This window comes from Pimelobacter sp. 30-1 (assembly GCF_018831735.1).
GTDB lineage: Bacteria > Actinomycetota > Actinomycetes > Propionibacteriales > Nocardioidaceae > Nocardioides.
Genome location: NZ_NHTS01000004.1, coordinates 266,698 through 284,409 on the forward strand (window position 1 = coordinate 266,698; position 17,712 = coordinate 284,409).

The 17,712-nt window shown below is 72.1% G+C and carries 17 protein-coding genes; 8 read left to right on the forward strand and 9 right to left on the reverse strand.

The genetic code is table 11. The annotated features are described in order from the left end of the window. Positions 1-12: 12 nt before the first annotated feature. On the reverse strand, positions 13-2,016 hold the full coding sequence (locus CCO04_RS11045) for an FHA domain-containing protein (protein ID WP_215814197.1): 2,004 nt from the start codon (positions 2,014-2,016) through the stop codon (positions 13-15). An 87-nt stretch (positions 2,017-2,103) separates the two neighbouring features. Here CCO04_RS11045 and CCO04_RS11050 point away from each other — a divergent pair, with 87 nt between their 5' ends. Genes CCO04_RS11050 through CCO04_RS11065 form a run of 4 tightly spaced genes read left to right on the forward strand, consistent with a single transcriptional unit; the run spans position 2,104 to position 5,698 of the window. Continuing rightward, entirely contained in the window at positions 2,104-2,901 is a 798-nt protein-coding gene (locus CCO04_RS11050; protein ID WP_215814198.1) for a deoxyribonuclease IV, read from the forward strand. 39 nt (positions 2,902-2,940) lie between these two features. Then, on the forward strand, positions 2,941-3,465 hold the full coding sequence (locus CCO04_RS11055) for a hypothetical protein (protein ID WP_215814199.1): 525 nt from the start codon (positions 2,941-2,943) through the stop codon (positions 3,463-3,465). A 23-nt stretch (positions 3,466-3,488) separates the two neighbouring features. Beyond that, positions 3,489-4,619: a peptidoglycan bridge formation glycyltransferase FemA/FemB family protein gene (locus CCO04_RS11060; RefSeq protein ID WP_215814200.1), complete on the forward strand. Its 1,131-nt coding sequence runs from the start codon at positions 3,489-3,491 to the stop codon at positions 4,617-4,619. Between the two features lie 2 nt (positions 4,620-4,621). Then, entirely contained in the window at positions 4,622-5,698 is a 1,077-nt protein-coding gene (locus CCO04_RS11065; protein ID WP_215814201.1) for an alanine racemase, read from the forward strand. A 13-nt stretch (positions 5,699-5,711) separates the two neighbouring features. Here CCO04_RS11065 and CCO04_RS11070 read toward each other — a convergent pair whose 3' ends face one another. The 5 genes from CCO04_RS11070 to CCO04_RS11090 are packed head-to-tail and all read right to left on the reverse strand — an operon-like array spanning position 5,712 to position 11,310. Then, on the reverse strand, positions 5,712-6,182 hold the full coding sequence (locus CCO04_RS11070) for a hypothetical protein (protein ID WP_215814202.1): 471 nt from the start codon (positions 6,180-6,182) through the stop codon (positions 5,712-5,714). Continuing rightward, complete coding sequence (locus CCO04_RS11075) at positions 6,179-7,603, reverse strand: glycosyltransferase family 87 protein (RefSeq protein ID WP_215814203.1); 1,425 nt, start codon at positions 7,601-7,603, stop codon at positions 6,179-6,181. The genes CCO04_RS11070 and CCO04_RS11075 overlap by 4 nt, the downstream gene beginning before the upstream one ends. Before the next feature lie 3 nt (positions 7,604-7,606). Beyond that, on the reverse strand, positions 7,607-9,916 hold the full coding sequence (locus CCO04_RS11080) for a transglycosylase domain-containing protein (RefSeq protein ID WP_308281176.1): 2,310 nt from the start codon (positions 9,914-9,916) through the stop codon (positions 7,607-7,609). 24 nt (positions 9,917-9,940) lie between these two features. Next, entirely contained in the window at positions 9,941-10,429 is a 489-nt protein-coding gene (locus tag CCO04_RS11085; RefSeq protein WP_215814204.1) for a SigE family RNA polymerase sigma factor, read from the reverse strand. Then, the gene (locus tag CCO04_RS11090) at positions 10,426-11,310 is read right to left on the reverse strand and encodes a hypothetical protein (RefSeq protein ID WP_215814205.1); all 885 of its coding nucleotides are present in this window, start codon (positions 11,308-11,310) and stop codon (positions 10,426-10,428) included. Before CCO04_RS11090 ends, CCO04_RS11085 begins: the two co-directional genes overlap by 4 nt. 116 nt (positions 11,311-11,426) lie before the next feature. Between CCO04_RS11090 and CCO04_RS11095 the strand changes: the two genes are divergently transcribed. Both CCO04_RS11095 and CCO04_RS11100 read left to right on the forward strand, forming a co-directional pair. Further along, on the forward strand, positions 11,427-12,014 hold the full coding sequence (locus tag CCO04_RS11095) for a PadR family transcriptional regulator (protein ID WP_215814206.1): 588 nt from the start codon (positions 11,427-11,429) through the stop codon (positions 12,012-12,014). Between the two features lie 63 nt (positions 12,015-12,077). Next, positions 12,078-13,163, forward strand: a complete 1,086-nt coding sequence (locus CCO04_RS11100) for an inositol-3-phosphate synthase (protein ID WP_215814207.1) — start codon at positions 12,078-12,080, stop codon at positions 13,161-13,163. Between the two features lie 57 nt (positions 13,164-13,220). Here CCO04_RS11100 and CCO04_RS11105 read toward each other — a convergent pair whose 3' ends face one another. Next, positions 13,221-14,282: a substrate-binding domain-containing protein gene (locus tag CCO04_RS11105; RefSeq protein ID WP_215814208.1), complete on the reverse strand. Its 1,062-nt coding sequence runs from the start codon at positions 14,280-14,282 to the stop codon at positions 13,221-13,223. A 105-nt stretch (positions 14,283-14,387) separates the two neighbouring features. On the opposite strand from CCO04_RS11105, the gene CCO04_RS11110 reads away from it, so the two are divergent. Together CCO04_RS11110 and CCO04_RS11115 are read left to right on the forward strand one after the other, a co-directional pair. Next, positions 14,388-14,801 (forward strand): MarR family winged helix-turn-helix transcriptional regulator, encoded by a 414-nt coding sequence (locus CCO04_RS11110; protein WP_215814209.1) that lies wholly within the window; start codon positions 14,388-14,390, stop codon positions 14,799-14,801. A gap of 61 nt (positions 14,802-14,862) precedes the next feature. Then, positions 14,863-16,071, forward strand: coding sequence for an acetamidase/formamidase family protein (locus tag CCO04_RS11115; protein ID WP_215814210.1), 1,209 nt, complete (start codon positions 14,863-14,865; stop codon positions 16,069-16,071). Positions 16,072-16,103: 32 nt separating this feature from the next. Here the strand turns inward: CCO04_RS11115 and CCO04_RS11120 are convergent, their stop codons facing one another. After that, positions 16,104-17,171, reverse strand: coding sequence for an endonuclease/exonuclease/phosphatase family protein (locus CCO04_RS11120; protein ID WP_215814211.1), 1,068 nt, complete (start codon positions 17,169-17,171; stop codon positions 16,104-16,106). A 35-nt stretch (positions 17,172-17,206) separates the two neighbouring features. After that, on the reverse strand, positions 17,207-17,689 hold the full coding sequence (locus CCO04_RS11125) for an SRPBCC family protein (RefSeq protein WP_215814212.1): 483 nt from the start codon (positions 17,687-17,689) through the stop codon (positions 17,207-17,209). Positions 17,690-17,712 lie beyond the last annotated feature (23 nt).

The following is a 17,712-nucleotide window of genomic DNA, read 5'->3' on the forward strand; positions in this document are numbered from 1 at the left end:
GGCAGGCTCCCGCTACTGGAAGAGCACCGGGTTCTGGATCGAGGACTCGTCGATCACGAGCACGGCGACGGCACCGACCAGACCCTCGGGCAGGTCGAGCGAGACGGCGGCGCAGACCTCGCCGTCGCCCAGGCTCCACGCGCCGTCGAGCGAGCCGAGCAGCTCGCCCTCGGGGTTGTGCAGCTCGATGGTGAACGGCGTGCCGTCCGGCAGCCCGGTCACCGCGAAGTGCGCGTAGAGCGTGGCCGGCAGGGTCACGCCCTCGAGCACCTGCGGGTCCTCGAGGGTGCTGGGGGTGGAGCAGTCGCTGTTGCCGTCGACCGACCAGCCGGCGGGGGCGGCCGAGGCCTGGCCCATCGGGTCGGCCGGGGGCTCCGGCACGTCCTTCAGGTACGGCGAGACGTACTCCGGGTCGCCGCCCTTCTTCGCGAGCTCGATGATGTCCATGGTCAGGTTGACCGGCCGGATCCGGGCCGAGCCGCCGGTGAAGGCGCCGCCCTCGCCGCTGTCGCCGACGGTGGACTCGGTGACCACGGCGCTGTTGACGCCGACCAGCTCGCCGTCGGTGTTGATCGAGGCGCCGCCGGAGTTGCCGGAGCCGATCCGGATGTCGCTGTCGATCCAGGCCCGGTCGCCGGGCACGGCGGTCTCCTTGAGGAAGGTCGACACGACGCCGCGGGTCACGGTCAGCGCGCGGTCGAGGCCGTCGTCGGAGGCGACGTGAGCGACGGCCGGGAAGCCGAGGGCGGTCAGCTCGTCGCCGGTGCGCAGGTCGTCGCTGTCACCGAGGGGGAGCGGGTCGGGGAGCGCGGCGAGGTCCTTGTCGTCGACCTTGTCGCCCTCGGCGTCCGCGGTGATCTTGAGGACGGCGAGGTCGAGGACGCCGTCGGAGACGACCGGCTCCGCCGAGAACGACGGCGCCGCGGGCTTGTCGTCCTCGGCCGAGGTCAGCGCGACGAGCAGGCCTGCGGGGTCCTCGCCGGGCGGGACCTGGCCGGGTGAGCTGGGCTTGCCGACGTGGGCGTTGGTGAGGATCAGGCCGTCCTCGCTGATGATCGTGCCGGAGCCGGTGTAGAGCGGCTGGCCGGTCGCGTCGACGGCGATGATGAGGACGCTGGCCAGCTTGGCCCGGTCGAGCTCGGCGGTGGTGAGCCCGGCGGCCTGCGGCGGGTCGTCCTTGGCGGCCGGCTCGTCGTCCCCGCCCCCGAGGAGGACGGCCGCGGTCACGCCGCCGCCGACCAGGACGAGCGCGGCGACGATCCCGCCGACCAGGGCGGCGGTGCGCTTGCGCTTCTTCTTGGCGATCGACTTCTGCGCGGCACCGGCCGCGACGATCGGGACCACCTCGATCTCGGCGCCCGCGGTGGGGTGTCCGAGCATGAGCGTGGTCGGGTCCTCGAGCTTGCGCTGGGTGACCCGGTCCTCCTCGAGGAAGGTGCCGGCCGACGAGCGGTCGACGTACCACCAGCCGTCGGGGCGGCCCTCGACCACGCCGTGCAGGCGCGAGACCGACGGGTCGTCGACGACCACCTCGTTGCCCGGGTCGCGACCGATCCGGACCACGCTGCCGGGCGGGAACCTCTTCGCCTCGCCGCCCGCACGCACGAGCACACCGGGGCCGCTGACGTAGCCCGGACCGACCGGGCCGGTGCCGGGCAGCACGGTCTGGGCGAGGCCACCCGGGATGCCGGCGACGTCGATGGTCGGGGTCGGCCGCGGGTCGGCGCCGGCCGGGGCGAGGACCAGCTCCTCGCCGTCCGCGGAGCCGAACCGGACGGCGGTGCGCGTGGTGATCCGGACCTCGCTGACCCGGGCACCGTTGAGCCAGGTGCCACTGCTCGACCCGGTGTCGACCAGCACCCAGCCCGTGCCGTCGGAGCGCAGCTCGGCGTGCCGGCGCGAGGCGGTCGGCGTGGACAGGACGATGTCGGAGCTGAGCTCGCGGCCGATCACGACGACACGCGGCTCCTCGAACGACCAGTGCTGGCCGCCGCCGGAGACGTTGAGGGTGGTCACCACCGGGACGCTAGTCGCCGTCAGGGGCGGTCGCCGTGCGTTTTACCCAAGAGGGGCACCGTCGGTGCCGCTCTTTACGATGACGCCATGAGCGAGCTGCGTATCGGTGCCCACGTCGACCAGACCGACCCGATCGCCGAGGCGGCCGCCCGCAACGCCCCGCTCGTGCAGTTCTTCCTCGGCAACCCGCAGTCCTACAAGGGCCCCGTCCTGTCCTACGAGGGCGGCGCGGAGGCCCTGCGCGGCGCGGCCGAGGCGGCCGGCGTCGACCTCTACGTGCACGCGCCCTACCTGATCAACGTGGCGACGACCAACAACCGCCAGCGCATCCCCAGCCGCAAGCTGCTCCAGCAGCACATGGACGCCGCCGCCGAGCTCGGCGCCAAGGGGCTGATCGTCCACGGCGGCCACGTCACCGACGAGGACGACCCGGCCAAGGGCTTCGACAACTGGCGCAAGGCCATCGAGGCGACCGACCTCAAGATCCCGCTGCTCATCGAGAACACCGCGGGCGGCACCAACGCGATGACCCGCTACCTCGACCGGATCAAGGGCACCTGGGACGCCATCGCCGCGGCCGAGGGCGCCGACATGGTCGGCTTCTGCCTCGACACCTGCCACGCCCACGCCGGCGGCAACGTGCTCGAGACGATCGTCGACGACGTCCGCGCGATCACCGGCCGGATCGACCTGGTCCACGCCAACGACAGCCGCGACGAGTTCGACTCCGGCGCCGACCGGCACGCCAACTTCGGCGCCGGCCGGATCGACCCCGACCTGCTGGCCCAGGTGATCCGCGACGCCGGTGCCCCGGTCGTGTGCGAGACGCCTGGCGGGGCCGACGAGCACGTCGCCGACTTCGCCTGGCTGCGCGAGCGCCTCTGAGCCCTTGCCTTCGTGCCGATCGGGCGTAATCTCGATTACATGATTACAACCGACCAGCACGACCAGATCCGCGGCTGGTTCGCGGGTCGCCTGCCCGACGACCTCTTCGAGTCCCTCGTCGAGGTCGCGGTCGATCGCGAGGAGATCACCGTGATCGGCCGGATCCCTGAGCCCCGGCTCGACGCGTCCGCCTCCGACGCCGAGCGCGAGGGCGCCGTCCAGGGCCGGATCCAGGAGTTCCGCGAGCGCACCCGCGACGCGCGGGTCGCCATCGCCCGCGAGGCCGAGCGCACGTACGACAAGAAGGTCTCGTGGGGCGTCGAGTGCGGCTCCACCCGAGCCCTGTTCACCCACGTCGCCGCCCCCGTCATGACCCGGCTGCGCCAGCCCGAGCGCGCGGTCCTCGACACGCTGATCGCGGGCGGCGTCGCCCGCAGCCGCAGCGAGGCGCTCGCCTGGTGCGTCCGGCTGGTCGAGCAGCACGCCGGCGAGTGGCTCACCGACCTGGCCGACTCCCTGGAGCACGTCCAGCGCGTCCGCGCGGAGGGTCCGGACCGGGGGTAGTGCGGGGTCGATAGCCTGCCCCCATGCCCAGCGTGCGCCCGATCACCCCGACCGAGCACCGCGACCACCTCGCCTCGCTGCCCTCCGCGAGCTTCCTGCAGACGCCCGGCTGGGCGAAGGTCAAGAGCGAGTGGCGCAGCGAGTCGCTCGGCTGGTTCGACGACGCGGGACAGCAGGTGGGTGCCGCGCTGGTGCTCTACCGCCAGCTGCCCAAGCTCAAGCGCTCGCTGGCCTACCTGCCCGAGGGACCGGTCATCGACTGGAGCGGCGACGCGCTGGCCGACTGGCTCGACCCGATGGTGCGCCACCTGAGGAAGCAGGGCGCGTTCGCCGTACGGATCGGGCCTCCGGTGGTCACCCGGCGCTGGACGACGGCGCAGGTCAAGGACGGCATCGCCGACCCCGGCGTCCGCCTGCTCGGCCAGATCCCGCCGGCGGAGCGCACGCCCGGCGGCGCGCGCGTCGTGGCCCAGCTCCACGAGCTCGGCTGGCGGCACCAGGGGGTCGAGGGCGGCTTCGCGGCCGGGCAGCCGCAGTTCGTCTTCCAGATCCCGCTGCGGCACGCCGACGGCACCCAGCGCACCGAGGACGAGGTCCTCAAGGGCATGAACCAGCTCTGGCGCCGCAACATCAAGAAGGCCGCCAAGGAGGGTGTCGAGGTCGTCCGCGGCAACCGCGAGGACCTGCCGGCGTTCCACGAGCTCTACGTCCACACCGCGCAGCGCGACCACTTCACACCGCGGCCGCTGCGCTACTTCGAGACCATGTACGACGCCCTCAGCGCCGACGCCCCCGAGCGGTTCACGCTCTGGCTGGCCCGCCACGACGGCGACCTGGTCGCGTCCACGATCGCGATCCGGGTCGGCGAGCACGCCTGGTACTCCTACGGCGCCTCCTCCACCGAGAAGCGCGAGGTCCGCGGCTCCAACGCCGTCCAGTGGGCGATGATCCGCGACGCGATCGCCGCGGGCGCGGCCGTCTACGACCTGCGCGGCATCACCGAGACCCTCGACGCCGAGGACTCCCACGTCGGGCTGATCCAGTTCAAGGTGGGTACCGGCGGAGAGGCGGTCGAGTACGCCGGCGAGTGGGACCTCCCGATCAACCGGCCGTTGTACCAGGCATTCCAGCTCTACCTGAAGCGCAGGAGCTGACCATGACCCTCACGCTCACCGTCGAGGGCCCGCGCTGGCGGGCCCACCTCGAGTCCGTCGCCGCGGCCCACCCCGGCCTGGTCCCGGTCGCCAAGGGCAACGGCTACGGGTTCACGCTCGGCCGCCTGGCCCGCAAGACGCAGTGGCTGGCCGAGCGCGGCCACGACGTCCGCACCCTCGCCGTCGGCACGTACGACGAGCTGCCCGAGGTCGCCCAGCGCTGGGACGGCGACCTGCTCGTGCTCACCCCGTGGCGGCCGTGGGTGCCGCTGCCCGAGCCGGCCCTCGCCCGGCGCCTGGTGCACACCGTCAGCCGGGTCGCCGACCTGCGCGACCTGCTCCACCTCGACCCCACCGCCCGCATCGTGCTCGAGCGGATGACCTCGATGCGCCGCCACGGCATGGCCGCGCGCGAGCTGTGGGAGGCCGGCGACCTGCTCCGCAAGCACCCCGGCGCCCGGATCGAGGGCCTGGCCCTGCACCTGCCGCTCGGCCAGGGCGGCCACGTCGGCGAGGTCACCCGGCTGGTCAACGACTACGTCGGCGCCGAGATCCCCTCGCACCACGCCCCGTCGGTCTGGGTCAGCCACCTCACCGACGCCGAGCTCACCACCCTGCGCGCCCAGTACGGCGACTTCACCTTCCGCCCGCGGATCGGCACCGGCCTCTGGCTCGGCGAGCGCGCCGCGCTCCGGGTCACCGCGACGGTCCTCGACGTCCACCCCGTCGAGCGCGGCGACGCCTTCGGCTACCGCGGCCGCACCGCCCCCAAGTCGGGCCACGTGCTCGTCGTCAGCGGCGGCACGGCCCACGGCATCGGCCTCGAGGCGCCCACCGGCGAGCAGTCGATCAAGGCGCGCGCGGCGACCCTCGCCCGCGGGGGCATGGACGCGGTCGGGTTCGTGCGCTCGCCGTACTCGATCGACGGCAAGCAGCGCCTCTTCGCCGAGCCGCCGCACATGCAGGCCTCGATGCTCTTCCTCCCGCACGGCGCCCGGGTGCCCGAGGTGGGCGAGGACGTCGACGTCCGGGTCCGCTACACCGCGACGGCGTTCGACCGGGTCGACATCGCCGGCTGACGGATCCCGGCGGTCAGCCGTAGCGCGCGTCCAGCCCGGTGAGCGTCACGCCGTTCTGGCCGGCCTGGGTGGTGCCGAGCGGCGCGAGTCCGGCGGCCGCCGCCCGCAGGTCGACGCCGGCCGGAGCCGCGGGGTCGTCGGTGACGGCGATGAGCTGGAGCGAGCTGATGTCCCAGAGCACCTCGGTCCAGATGGTGCGTACGACGTCGTCGAGCTCCTCGGCGGTGAACGGGTCGGCCGAGTCGGTGACGAGGGTGAAGCCGGCCGCGTTGCCGAAGCCGTTGGTCCAGCGCGAGGAATCCTCGACCCGGACCACGCGCGGCACCGCGGCCGGTACGGCGTTCTCGACGTCCCCGAAGCTGATCGGCTTGCCGCGCTTCTGGTCCAGCTCGGCCTGGAGCGCGCCGCACCCGGACAGGCCGACGACCGCGGCGGCCAGCGTCGCGAGGAGCGCCCGGCGGCGTACGGCCACGGTCGGCCTCATGACGTGACGAGCACGCGGCGCGGCTCGACGACGCCGACCGGGTCGTGCCGCGGCCGGTACATGTCGCGCACGATGACGGCGGCGAGGTAGAGCTCGCCCAGCACGCGCACCGCGATGCCGACCCAGTAGAACCCGGCGTCACCGCCGCCGGCGGGCTGGAGGTAGTCGCCGAGGTACCACCAGACCATGCAGAAGTAGACGACCTCGCTGGCCTGCCAGATGATCTGGTCGCGCCAGCGCGGGCGGGCCAGGACCGCCAGGGGCAGCAGCCAGAGGACGTACTGCGGCGAGTAGACCTTGTTGACCAGCAGGAAGCCCACCACGATCAGGTAGCCCAGCTGGGCCACCCGCGGCACGACGTCCTCACGACCGGGGAGGGCGCGGCGCCCGGCGGTCATCCCGATCGCGAACACCCCCACGCACCAGGCGCCGAACAGGCCCCACGACCAGACGTTGATGGTGTGCGAGGAGAAGCCCGCGTCGGCGGCCTGGTCGATGAGCAGCCACAGCGAGCCGAGGTCGGCGGTCCGGTCGGAGTTGAACTTCCAGAAGACCTTCCACTGCTCGGCCCCGGTCAGGTACGCCGGCGCGTTGGCCACCGCCCACGCGGCGACCGCCCACACCGTGGCGGTCACGAACCGGCCGACCTCGCGCCGGCGCAGACAGACCACGAGGAGCGCGCCCAGGAGGAAGAGTGGGTAGAGCTTGGCGGCCGTCCCGAGCCCGATCAGGACGCCGGTCAGCACGGGCCGGTCGCGCGACCACGCCCACAGTGCGGCGGCGACGAGCGCCACCGGGATCAGGTCCCAGTTGATGAGGCCGGTCAGCAGCAGCGCGGGGGAGAGCGCGAACGCGGCGGCGTCCCAGGGCCGGCGCGGATGGACCCCCGCGATGAGCCACACCGAGAGCAGCGCCAGCGCGCCGAAGCCGACGGCGTTGACCAGCAGGAAGATGGTCTCCTCGTCGTCGACCTTCGGGTCGCCGTACAGGTCGCTGACCGGGGTGCTGTCGCGCTCGTCGAGGTCGGGCGATCCGTTGAGCCAGTGGGTCACCCAGGCGGTGCCCCACGCCCAGTAGGAGATCCCGACGGGGTACTCCATCACCTGGGGGTAGCGCGCCCGGGTCTCCGCGTCACCGGAGTAGGGCCAGGCCACCTCGGCCAGCCCGCGCGAGACGTAGAGCGGGCGCAGGTCGGTGTAGCACATGTGGGAGTAGACCCACTTCTGGTCCTTGCCCTCCGCGATCGAGCACGGCGCCTTCTGCACCATGCCGAGCGCGAACACCACGGCGGTGAGCAGGAGCAGCACCCGCGTCGGCGTCCACCACCGGTGCGGGCGCGCCCGCTCGCCCATCGGGCCGCCGACGACCTCGCTGAGCGCGGTGACGACGCGGTCGTCCCGGGTGGGGTGGACGTGGGTCATGGCTCAGCCGGCAGCAGCCGTACGACGGCGCCGGCGCCCCGCGCGACGTCCCTGCCGAGTCGCCCGCTGGTTGCCCGCGGGGGTGCTCGGCCGGGGCTTGAGGATGCCGCCGGGGTTGGTGGTCGGGTCCGTCGGCGTCTCGGTCGGCACCTCGGTCGGCGGCTCGCTCGACGGGGGAGTCGTCGGCACCGTCGGCGTGGTCGGGGTGTCGGTCGGCTTCTGGGTCGGCTTGTCCGGCTTCGGCTTGCGCGTCGGCTTGGTCGGCGGCGGCGGAGCCGGGGCGTGCCCGGTGCTCGGCGCCTCGCCGGTCACGTAGGCGGCCGGCGGCAGGGACTCGACGTCCTCGCCCTCGAGCGCCTTCTCCATCACCGCGGTCCAGGTGGCCGCCGGGTAGGCACCACCGAAGTAGGACGGCAGCCAGTCCTTGAGCTGCTCGTTGCCCTTGCCGCGCACGTACATGACCGCGGTCGAGAGCTGCGGGGTGTAGCCGACGAACCAGGCCGAGGAGACCTCACCGTTGCCGTTGGTCGCGGTGCCGGTCTTGCCACCCGCCGGGCGACCCAGGCCGAGGGTCGACGTGCCGGAGCCGGCCTTGACGACCTGCTGGAGGGCGTAGCCCACGTCGTCGGAGATGCCCTCGTCGAGGGCGCGGTGCTCGGTCACCTTGTGGTCGTAGCGGACCACGCCCTTGGCGTCGACGACCTTCTCGATGATGTACGGGTCGGCAGCCATGCCGCGGTTGGCGATGGTCGCGTAGCCGTTGGCCATGTTGATCGGGCTCACCGTCTGGGAGCCGAGCGAGACGCCGGTGTTGGGCTGGAGGCCGGCGCTGGAGGTCGGGAAGCCGTAGGGCTTGGCCGCCGGCTTCTCCGGCGGGATGCCCATGTCGTTGGCGGTCTCGATGATCTTCTTCGGCCCGTCCGGGATGCCCAGCGTGAGGTCGATGTAGGCGGTGTTGATCGAGTCCTGGGTCGCCTTGATCAGGTTGACCCGGCCGTACGACCGGTTGCCCTGGTTCTCGAACGGGCGTCCGCCGCCGGGAAGGCTGTAGGGCGAGTTGCCGTCGAAGGTGTCCTTGAGCTCGAAGCCGGCCTTGAGCCCGGCCGCGAGCGCGAACGGCTTGAACGTCGAGCCGGCCTGGCCGCCGGCCACGGCCCAGTTGAGCTGGGACTGCAGGTAGTCCTGACCCGCGTAGATGCCCCGCACCGCGCCGGTGCCCGGCTGCACCGAGGCGACCGCGACGTGCAGCTGCTTGGGACCGAAGCCCTCGGGCCGCTGCTCGGCGACGCCCTCGGCCGCGGCGTTCATCGCCTTGCGGGTGAAGGTGGTGGTCACCTGGAGTCCGCCGCCGTTGATCTCCTGCTCGCTGAGCCCGAGGCGGAGCAGCTCCTTGCGGACCATGGTGAGCACGTGGCCGCGCTGGCCGCCGTACTGGGTGGTCTGGCGGATCTTGGGGAACTTCGGGAGCCCCGCCGCGAGCGCCTTGTCGGACTCGGCCGCGGTGATGGTGTCCATCTCGGCCATGTTCTTGACGATCCGGTCGAAGCGCGCCGCCAGGCGCGCCGTGGCGTTCTCGCCGTTGGCCGGGTCGTAGAGCGTCGGGTTGTTGAGCACGGCGGCCAGCACGACCGACTGACGCAGGTTGAGGTCCTTGGCGTCGCGGTCGAAGTAGGCCTGCGCCGCCGCCTGGACGCCGTAGGCGCCGCGGCCGAAGTAGATCGTGTTGAGGTAGCCCTCGAGGATCTCCTTCTTGCTCAGCTGGTTCTTGATCTTGAGCGAGAGGATCGCTTCCTTGACCTTGCGCTTCCAGGTGCGCTCCTGGGTCAGGTAGAGGATCTTCACGTACTGCTGCGTGATGGTGGAGGCACCCTGGGTCGAGTTGCCCTGGGCGTTGCTGAACGCCGCGCGCAGGATGCCCTTGGGGTCGAGCCCGTTGTCGGTCCAGAAGGTCTGGTTCTCCGAGGCGACCACGGCGTCCTTGACCGACTGCGGCATCTCGTCGTAGCCGATCGAGTCACGCTTCTGCACCGCGAACTGGCCCAGCTGGGACTTGCCGTCGGCGTAGTAGACCTGGGTGGTCTGGGTCAGGAACTCCTCGTTCGGCCGCGGGATGTCGATCGACTTGTAGGCGACGACGAACGCGCCCACGCCGAGCAGCGCGAGCACGAGACCGGTGACCAGGGTCCACAGCGTGAACCTCTTGAGCCGCTGCTTCCAGGTGCGCGGCGCGCGGTCCTTGCGTCCCTTGCGTCCCTTGGCCGACCGCGACGACGGCCCGGAGGCACCGGCGGACTTGCGTTTTCCCTTCACCACGCACGACAGAGTACGGCGCGGGTGTCAGCCGACCCGATTTCCGGTGATCTGCTCACGCAGCGTCGCGAGCGCCCGCGACGACTGGCTCTTGACCGTTCCCTCGGCGATCCGGAGCTCCGCGGCGGTCTCGGCGACGGACAGCCCGAGCCAGTGCCGCAGCACCACCACCCGGCGCTGGAGCGGCGGCAGCGCACGGACCGCGGCGAGCAGGTCCGTGCGCTCCTCGGGTGCCATCCCGGTGCGGGCGGCGGGGTCGTGCCCGTCGAGCCCCGGCCGCTCCCGGCGCCAGGGGCGCCGCCGGTCGTCGACGTCGGCGTTGACGATGATCCGGCGCACGTAGGCGACCTCGTTGCCCGCCCGGTGCAGCCGGGGCCAGCTCACGTAGAGCTTGGCCAGCGCCGTCTGGAGCACGTCCTCGGCCCGGTTCCAGTCGCCGCACACGGCGTAGGCGATCCGGCGCAGCCGGACCTGGTGCTCCTCGACGAACGCGGTGAACTCGGTGTCGCGGCTCACCGCAGCCCCTGCCCCGAGGCGTAGCGGTCGCGGGCGTAGGACAGGAAGGCCGCCAGCGTGGGTGCGTCGAGCAGGCCCGCGTCGACCGGGAGGTCGTCGGTCGGGCCGCCGGGTGCGCGCCGGGCGAGCACGAAGTAGGTCACCCCGTCGACCTCGACCTTCGCCACCGCGGTGGTCTCGCCCGGCGCCGCGAAGCCCGGGAGGTCCGGGTCGGCCCACTGCCGCAGGATGCGCACGCCCCGGCCGGGCTCGAGCACGGACCCGGCGCCTGCGAACGTGACGAACGCCGCCGGCTCCGACCCGGTCTGCAGGTCGACCTGGTCGTCGAGCCACTGCTCGAACCGCGTGTACGACGTCCCCGCGGGGTCCCAGGACGCCCCACCGCCCTCGGGGGTGTGGTCGAGCAGGTACCAGTAGGTGGCGCGGCCGTTGGTGACGACCACCCCCAGCGACGCCGCCGGCGCGACCCGCCGCAGGGGGTTGGCGACCTGGCGCACCACCCGCCAGCCGGGCCGGAGCACGACGGTGCCGCGGCCGTCGTACCCGACGTGCTGGCCGGGGGAGAGGACCTCGTTGATCGGCTGGGACGGCGCCGCGTCCGGCACCGGCGCCACGGTCGGCGGGGTCGGCGTGGGCGTCGGCGCGTCCACCACCGGCACCCGGTCCGGCTCGGCGCCCGGCCCGGACCCGCCCGTGAGCAGCCCCCCGACCAGCGCGATCGCGCCGACCGCACCCGCCGCGGCGAGCCCCACGCCCACCCGGCGGCGCCGCTGCCGGCGCCGGCCGAGCGCGAGGTAGCCGGCCGCGGGACGCGGAGCCGGCTCGTCGGCGTACCCGGTCGCGAGGTCGGTGGCGATCTGGTCGGTCAGGTCCGTGCTCATGACTCCTCTACGTAACGAGTCGGCGATCGGTTGCCGGCGCCGACCTGACGATCCGATCGACACCCCCGATCCATCGAATGTTCACGTTTCGCGGATATATCGCTACGATAGGTCGCATGGCACGGCGCGGGGACACCATCGAGCTCGCAGTCCTCGGACTGCTGCACGAGGGACCCATGCACGGCTACGAGCTGCGCAAGCGGCTCAACCTGATGCTCGGATGGGGCCGCCTGCTGTCGTACGGCTCGCTCTACCCGGCGCTGAAGAAGATGCTCCGCGGCAACCTCATCGAGGAAGTCGTCCCGTCGGGTCCGCAGACCCGCCGGCAGCGGATCGTCTACGAGGTGACCGAGCTGGGCACCGCCGAGTTCTCGCGCCTGATGTCGGAGGTGGGTCCTGCCGCGTGGGAGGACGACAACTTCGACATCCGGTTCCGGTTCTTCTCCTCCACCGACATGGAGATCCGCCTGCGCGTCCTCGAAGGACGTCGCTCGCGCCTCCAGGAGCGGCTGGACCGGGTGCAGCGCGAGCTCTCGATGACCCAGAAGGAGGTCGACCGGTACGCCACCGAGCTGCAGCGGCACGGTGTCGAGTCGGTCGAGCGCGAGGTCCGGTGGCTCTCGGACCTCATCAACGCGGAGCGGGGCGTGCAGGGCAACAGCAGCGCCGCGCCCGAGGCGCCGACCTCGGCGCCCTCCGCCTGACGGACACCTGAACACCCACCTGAGCAGTCAGCAGTCATGAGTACCAAGGAAGGAACACCCCCAATGGGTTCGGTTCGAGTAGCAATCGCGGGCGTGGGCAACTGCGCCACGTCCCTCATCCAGGGCGTGCAGTACTACCGGGACGCCGATGCCTCGAGCACCGTCCCGGGGCTCATGCACGTCCAGTTCGGCGACTACCACGTGGGTGACGTCCAGTTCGTCGCCGCGTTCGACGTCGACGACAAGAAGGTCGGCAAGGACCTGTCCGAGGCCATCAACGCCTCGGAGAACAACACGATCCAGATCACCGACGTCCCGACCCTGGGTGTCGAGGTCCAGCGCGGCCCGACGCTCGACGGTCTCGGCAAGTACTACCGGATGACGATCGAGGAGTCGGCCGCCGAGGCGGTCGACGTCGTCCAGGCGCTCAAGGACGCCGAGGTCGACGTGCTCGTCTCCTACCTCCCGGTGGGCTCCGAGGAGGCCGACAAGTTCTACGCCCAGTGCGCGATCGACGCCGGCGTGGCCTTCGTCAACGCCCTCCCCGTCTTCATCGCCTCCGACCCGGTCTGGGCCAAGAAGTTCGAGGACGCCGGCGTCCCGATCGTCGGCGACGACATCAAGTCCCAGGTCGGCGCGACCATCACGCACCGCGTGATGGCCAAGCTGTTCGAGGACCGCGGCGTGACGCTGGACCGCACCTACCAGCTCAACGTCGGCGGCAACATGGACTTCAAGAACATGCTCGAGCGCGAGCGCCTGGAGTCCAAGAAGATCTCCAAGACCCAGGCCGTCACGTCCAACCTCAACGGCCCGCTGGCCAACGTGGGTGCCGACGACCGCAACGTGCACATCGGTCCGTCCGACTACGTCGCGTGGCTCGACGACCGCAAGTGGGCCTACGTGCGCCTCGAGGGTCGCGCCTTCGGTGACGTCCCGCTCAACCTGGAGTACAAGCTCGAGGTCTGGGACTCCCCGAACTCGGCCGGCATCATCATCGACGCCGTCCGCGCCGCCAAGATCGCCAAGGACCGTGGCGTCGGCGGCCCGATCATCCCCGCGTCGGCGTACCTCATGAAGAGCCCGCCGGTGCAGATCGAGGACACCGAGGGTCGCCTGCAGCTCGAGGCCTTCATCAAGGGCGTCTGAGCTCCTGCTCGTCCCACGACCCCGTGCCCTTCCGGGCGCGGGGTCGTGGCGTTTTCCTCAGGCCGGCGCCAGCGAGGCGAGGACGTCGAACTCGTAGTCCTCGGCGCGGGCGATGTGCACCTGCTGGGCCGAGGAGCCGGCGCCCAGGCGCACCGTGCCGCGTGGCCCGTCGTAGGTGACGCCGCGCTCGGCGATCGCGGCCAGCATCCGGGCCGGGTCGGCGCTGCCCACGGCCGCGGCCGCCGCGGCGAGCGCCAGGATGCCCTCGTAGCAGGACTCGGCGGCGTTGTTGAGCGCCGGGGCGCCGGGCCCGAAGCGGTCGGCGTAGGAGCCGGTGAAGTCCATCGCCGAGGCGGTGACCAGGCTGTTGAAGTACGCCGCGGCGACGTAGAGGTCGCGGGTGGCGCCCGCCCCGGAGGCGAGCAGCATGTTCTCCTCCATCAGCGGGCTGAACCGGACCAGGCGGTCCTGCAGGCCGCCGGCGGCGAACTGGCGGTTGAAGAGGACGGCGTCACGGCCGACGAGCAGCATGATCACGCCCTCGGCGCTGCTGCGCCGCACGTCGTGCAGCACGCCGCGGAAGTCGCGGCAGCCGTAGCGGACGAACTCCTCCTGCACGATGTCGAGCCCGGTGGCCCGGGCGTAGTCGCGGATCACCCGCACCGTACGGCGCGGCCAGACGTAGTCGGAGCCGACGATCGCCCAGCGCCGGATGCCGCGCTGCTCGCGCAGCCAGCGCAGCCCGGGCGCGACCTGGAAGGACGGCGTCTCGCCGGGGCACAGCACCGCCTCGCCGCCGGCACCCTCGTGCAGCGAGGTGTAGACGTAGGGGACGCCGAGCCCGGCGAGCACCGGCGCCATGTGCTGGCGCACCGAGGAGATGTGCCAGCCGACGACGGCGTGGATTCGGCCCGCCGCGGCTAGCCCGGCGGTGGTGTCGCAGAACTGCTCCAGGGGCGCGCCGGCGTCGAGCACCTCGACGTCGACCGGGCGCCCGAGGATGCCGGAGCCCTCGTTGAGCTGGGCGATCGCGAGGTCGGCGACCTTCTCGCACGAGGGCCCGAAGATGCCGCCCGGCCCCTGCAGCGGGATGGCCAGCCCGACGCGGAACGGTTCCACGGCGCCACCCCCTCGTCCGGTCTGCCCGCTCCAATAGCACCGAATGGAATAGTTTGGCAGTATGGAGCGTCGCACCGCACGGGTCAAGGGAGAGGGATCGCACTGATGGCAGCCGGACTCGGAGAGCTCGCCACCCTGCTCATCGGCCGCGCCTCGCGGCTGGAGCGGGCGATCGGCGCGGCGCTCGCCGGAACCCCGCTCGGCGCACCCCACTGGCTGGTGCTGACCGCGCTCCACACCCAGCCCGACGGGCGCACGATGAGCGATGTCGCCCAGCTCGTCAGCCTGCCGGCAGCGACATTGACGCGGAGCGTCGACCGGCTGGTCGACCACGCGCTCGTGCACCGCACGCTCGACGGCGCCGACCGCCGGCGGGTCCTGGTCGGACTCACCGACCGCGGCCGCACGACGTACGACGAGCACCGGGCCGCCGTCGACGCGGCCCTCGCCGCCGAGCTCGACGCCTTCGCCGACTGGGAGCGCGAGGCGCTGCGGGGACTGCTGACTCGCACCTCTTGAATTAATTCCAAATGGAAGTAATGTGCTCCGCGTCACCCCCGACGAACGGAGTCTTCCCACCATGTCCGACAGCACCGACTTCACCCGGTCCGGCGTCTCCCGCTTCCCCGACCGCGACCTCGGCGTCCCGCGCTTCCGCTGCGAGGTGGGCGTGCCGTTGGCCGAGCAGAAGCACCTGGGCCACAACCGCTGGCACCCCGACATCCCGCCGCTCATCGAGGTCGGCCTCGGCGACGAGCTCATCCTCGAGAGCGGCGGCTACGACGACTACCAGCTCCGCGACGTCGACGACGACCAGGACATCCACTCCTTCGACCTGACCCGGACCCACCCGCTGACCGGCCCGGTCAAGGTCGACGGGGTCAAGGCCGGCGACCTGCTGGTCGTCGACATCCTCGACGTCCAGCCGCTCTCGGGCATCGGCTACTCCAACATCCTGCCCGGCATGGGCGGCCCGCTCGCGGCGGACTTCCCCGACGGCTACAAGACGGTCTGGGACCTGCACGGTCTGTTCGCCACCAGCCGGCAGATCCCCGGCGTCGAGATCCCCGCGATCAGCCACCCCGGGATCATCGGCGTCGCCCCGTCGCACGACCTGCTGCGCACCTGGAACGAGCGCGAGGACCCGTTCATCGCCGACGGCCTCGCCGCGCCGCGCGCCGATGCCCGCGACACCGCCGTGCTGCGCGACCTGGAGGGAGACGAGTGGGCCCGGGTCGCCGAGACCGCCGCACGCACCATCCCGCCGCGCGAGAACGGCGGCAACATGGACATCAAGAACCTCTCCCGCGGCTCCCGGGTCTACTTCCCGGTCTTCGTCGACGGGGCGCTGTTCTCCAGCGGTGACTTCCACTTCGCCGAGGGCGACGGCGAGATCACCTGGAACGCCATCGAGATGGACGGCGTCGGCTGGTACCGCTTCGGCGTGATCAAGGACGGCATGGCGCGCTACGGCGTACGGACGCCGATGTTCCGGCCCTCACCGGTCGACCCGCAGTTCGGCACCCGCTACCTGTCCTTCACCGGCCTCTCCGCCGGCGGCAAGGAGCAGCGCTACCTCGACACCACGATGGCGGTCACCCAGGTGGTGGAGCAGGCGATCGAGTACCTCGGGAAGTTCGGCTACAGCCCCGAGCAGGCGTACACGATCATCTCGGTCGCGCCGTGCGAGATGCACGTGGGCGGGGTCGTGGACATCCCGAACGCCGCGGTGGTGCTGAAGATCCCGCTCGACATCTTCGACCAGGACATCCTCCCGCAGCCGAAGTAGCCGACGGCGGGCGGACACGGACCCGGGTCGGGCTACTCGCCGATCTTGAAGCAGCCGAGCTCCTTGCGGAACTCGACCCGGGTCCACACCGCGCGGTGGTCGGAGATCGCCGAGCGCAGCACCGCCGACTGCAGCGGCGTGAACCAGCCGTCGTGCAGGACGTAGTCGATCCGGTTGCGCGGGCTGCGCGCCGGGACCGTGTTGCCCGCGCCCTCGCCGACCGCCCAGACGTCGCCGAGGCCGGCCGCGCGCAGCACCTGCAGGGGCGCCGTACCGGGGCCGGCGTTGAGGTCGCCGCCGAAGATCTTGGGGTTCGGGTCGGCCGCCATGATCTGGGCACTGGCCCGGGCCTGGGCCATCCGGGCGGTGCCGGCACCGTGGTCGAAGTGCGTGGAGTAGACGCTGATCATCGTCCCGTCGACGTTGATCGCGGCGTGCAGCAGGCCGCGCAGCTCGCGGCCCCCGGCGACCGGCAGGTGGGTGTTGCGCCAGGTCGTCACCGGGAACCGGGACAGGATCGCGTTGCCGATCGCGCTCGAGCCGCCCCCGCCCTGGTTGCCGCCGTAGACCCAGTTGAGCCCGGTGGCCTTGCCGAGCGCCTCGGCCTGGCGGATGCCGCCGGTGCGCGAACGGCCGTCGTCGACCTCCTGGAGCAGGACGACGTCCGGCTTCCAGGAGGTGATCTCCCGGCCGATCGCGCCCAGGTCGAGCCGCTCGTCGGGCGTCGCGCCGTGGTGGATGTTGAACGACAGCACCGTCAGCGGCCGCTTCAGCGGCGCCGACGGGCACAGCGAGGCGGGGATGCTCGGCAGCGGCGGCAGCGGCTCGCCCCGGGTCGGCTCGTAGCCCGACGTCGGGGGAGCGGGGACCGTGGTCTGGTCGCTCCCACCTGCGGCCGGCGGCTTCGCCGGGTCCTTGGCGCCCTGGACGACGAACACGATGCCGACCACGAGCAGCACCACGATCGCCGCCGCCACGGTCGCCACCTGCACCGCCGGGCTCGCGCCGGGGGCGGTGACGGCCTTGGGCGGGTCCGGCTTGGGAGCGGGCTCCGCCTCGGGCGCGTCGTCGTCCGGCTCCGGCGGCCCCTCGTCGTTCACGGGGCTATTCAACCGGGCCGGCGGTCACCGCCGGCTCAGGCCTCCGCCTCGACCTTGATCCGCTCGAGCGTCTGGCGGATGCCGCGGCGCAGCTCGTCGGTGAAGCCCTCCTGGCCGCCGAGCACGATCTTGGTGAGCACCATCGAGAGACCGGAGACGCCGTCAGGGGTCTCGCGGCGCTCGGTGAGCCGGGTGCCGCCGTCGGCGGTGGGCTCGAGCTCGAAGGACCACACGGTGCGGTTCTCCTTGATCCGGAACGCGAAGTCGCCGGGCGTGCTCGCGGTCGGCGGCTGGAAGCGGACCACCTTGCCACCGGTCGGCCAGCGCTTGATGCCCTGCTTGTTGAGGTTGCTGAAGGTCGCGCCGAGCTTGACGACGCCGCCCTTGACGGACGACTTCACGACCTGCGGGCTCCACTTGGACATCGCGGGGATGTCGGTGACCAGGGTCCACACCTTGTCGGTGGGAGCGGCGATCTCGATCGAGTCCTCGATCAGCTTCTCGTACGTGTCGGCCATGTCCGGACGCTACCCGCAAGTAG

What these genes read in the sequence shown, in the direction of transcription:
- CCO04_RS11050 (WP_215814198.1), top strand. Translation starts at nt 2,104, where the DNA reads ATGAGCGAGCTGCGTATCGGTGCCCACGTCGACCAGACCGACCCGATC.
- CCO04_RS11055 (WP_215814199.1), top strand. Translation starts at nt 2,941, where the DNA reads ATGATTACAACCGACCAGCACGACCAGATCCGCGGCTGGTTCGCGGGT.
- CCO04_RS11060 (WP_215814200.1), top strand. Translation starts at nt 3,489, where the DNA reads ATGCCCAGCGTGCGCCCGATCACCCCGACCGAGCACCGCGACCACCTC.
- CCO04_RS11065 (WP_215814201.1), top strand. Translation starts at nt 4,622, where the DNA reads ATGACCCTCACGCTCACCGTCGAGGGCCCGCGCTGGCGGGCCCACCTC.
- CCO04_RS11070 (WP_215814202.1), bottom strand. Translation starts at nt 6,182, where the DNA reads ATGAGGCCGACCGTGGCCGTACGCCGCCGGGCGCTCCTCGCGACGCTG.
- CCO04_RS11075 (WP_215814203.1), bottom strand. Translation starts at nt 7,603, where the DNA reads ATGACCCACGTCCACCCCACCCGGGACGACCGCGTCGTCACCGCGCTC.
- CCO04_RS11090 (WP_215814205.1), bottom strand. Translation starts at nt 11,310, where the DNA reads ATGAGCACGGACCTGACCGACCAGATCGCCACCGACCTCGCGACCGGG.
- CCO04_RS11095 (WP_215814206.1), top strand. Translation starts at nt 11,427, where the DNA reads ATGGCACGGCGCGGGGACACCATCGAGCTCGCAGTCCTCGGACTGCTG.
- CCO04_RS11100 (WP_215814207.1), top strand. Translation starts at nt 12,078, where the DNA reads ATGGGTTCGGTTCGAGTAGCAATCGCGGGCGTGGGCAACTGCGCCACG.
- CCO04_RS11110 (WP_215814209.1), top strand. Translation starts at nt 14,388, where the DNA reads ATGGCAGCCGGACTCGGAGAGCTCGCCACCCTGCTCATCGGCCGCGCC.
- CCO04_RS11115 (WP_215814210.1), top strand. Translation starts at nt 14,863, where the DNA reads ATGTCCGACAGCACCGACTTCACCCGGTCCGGCGTCTCCCGCTTCCCC.
- CCO04_RS11125 (WP_215814212.1), bottom strand. Translation starts at nt 17,689, where the DNA reads ATGGCCGACACGTACGAGAAGCTGATCGAGGACTCGATCGAGATCGCC.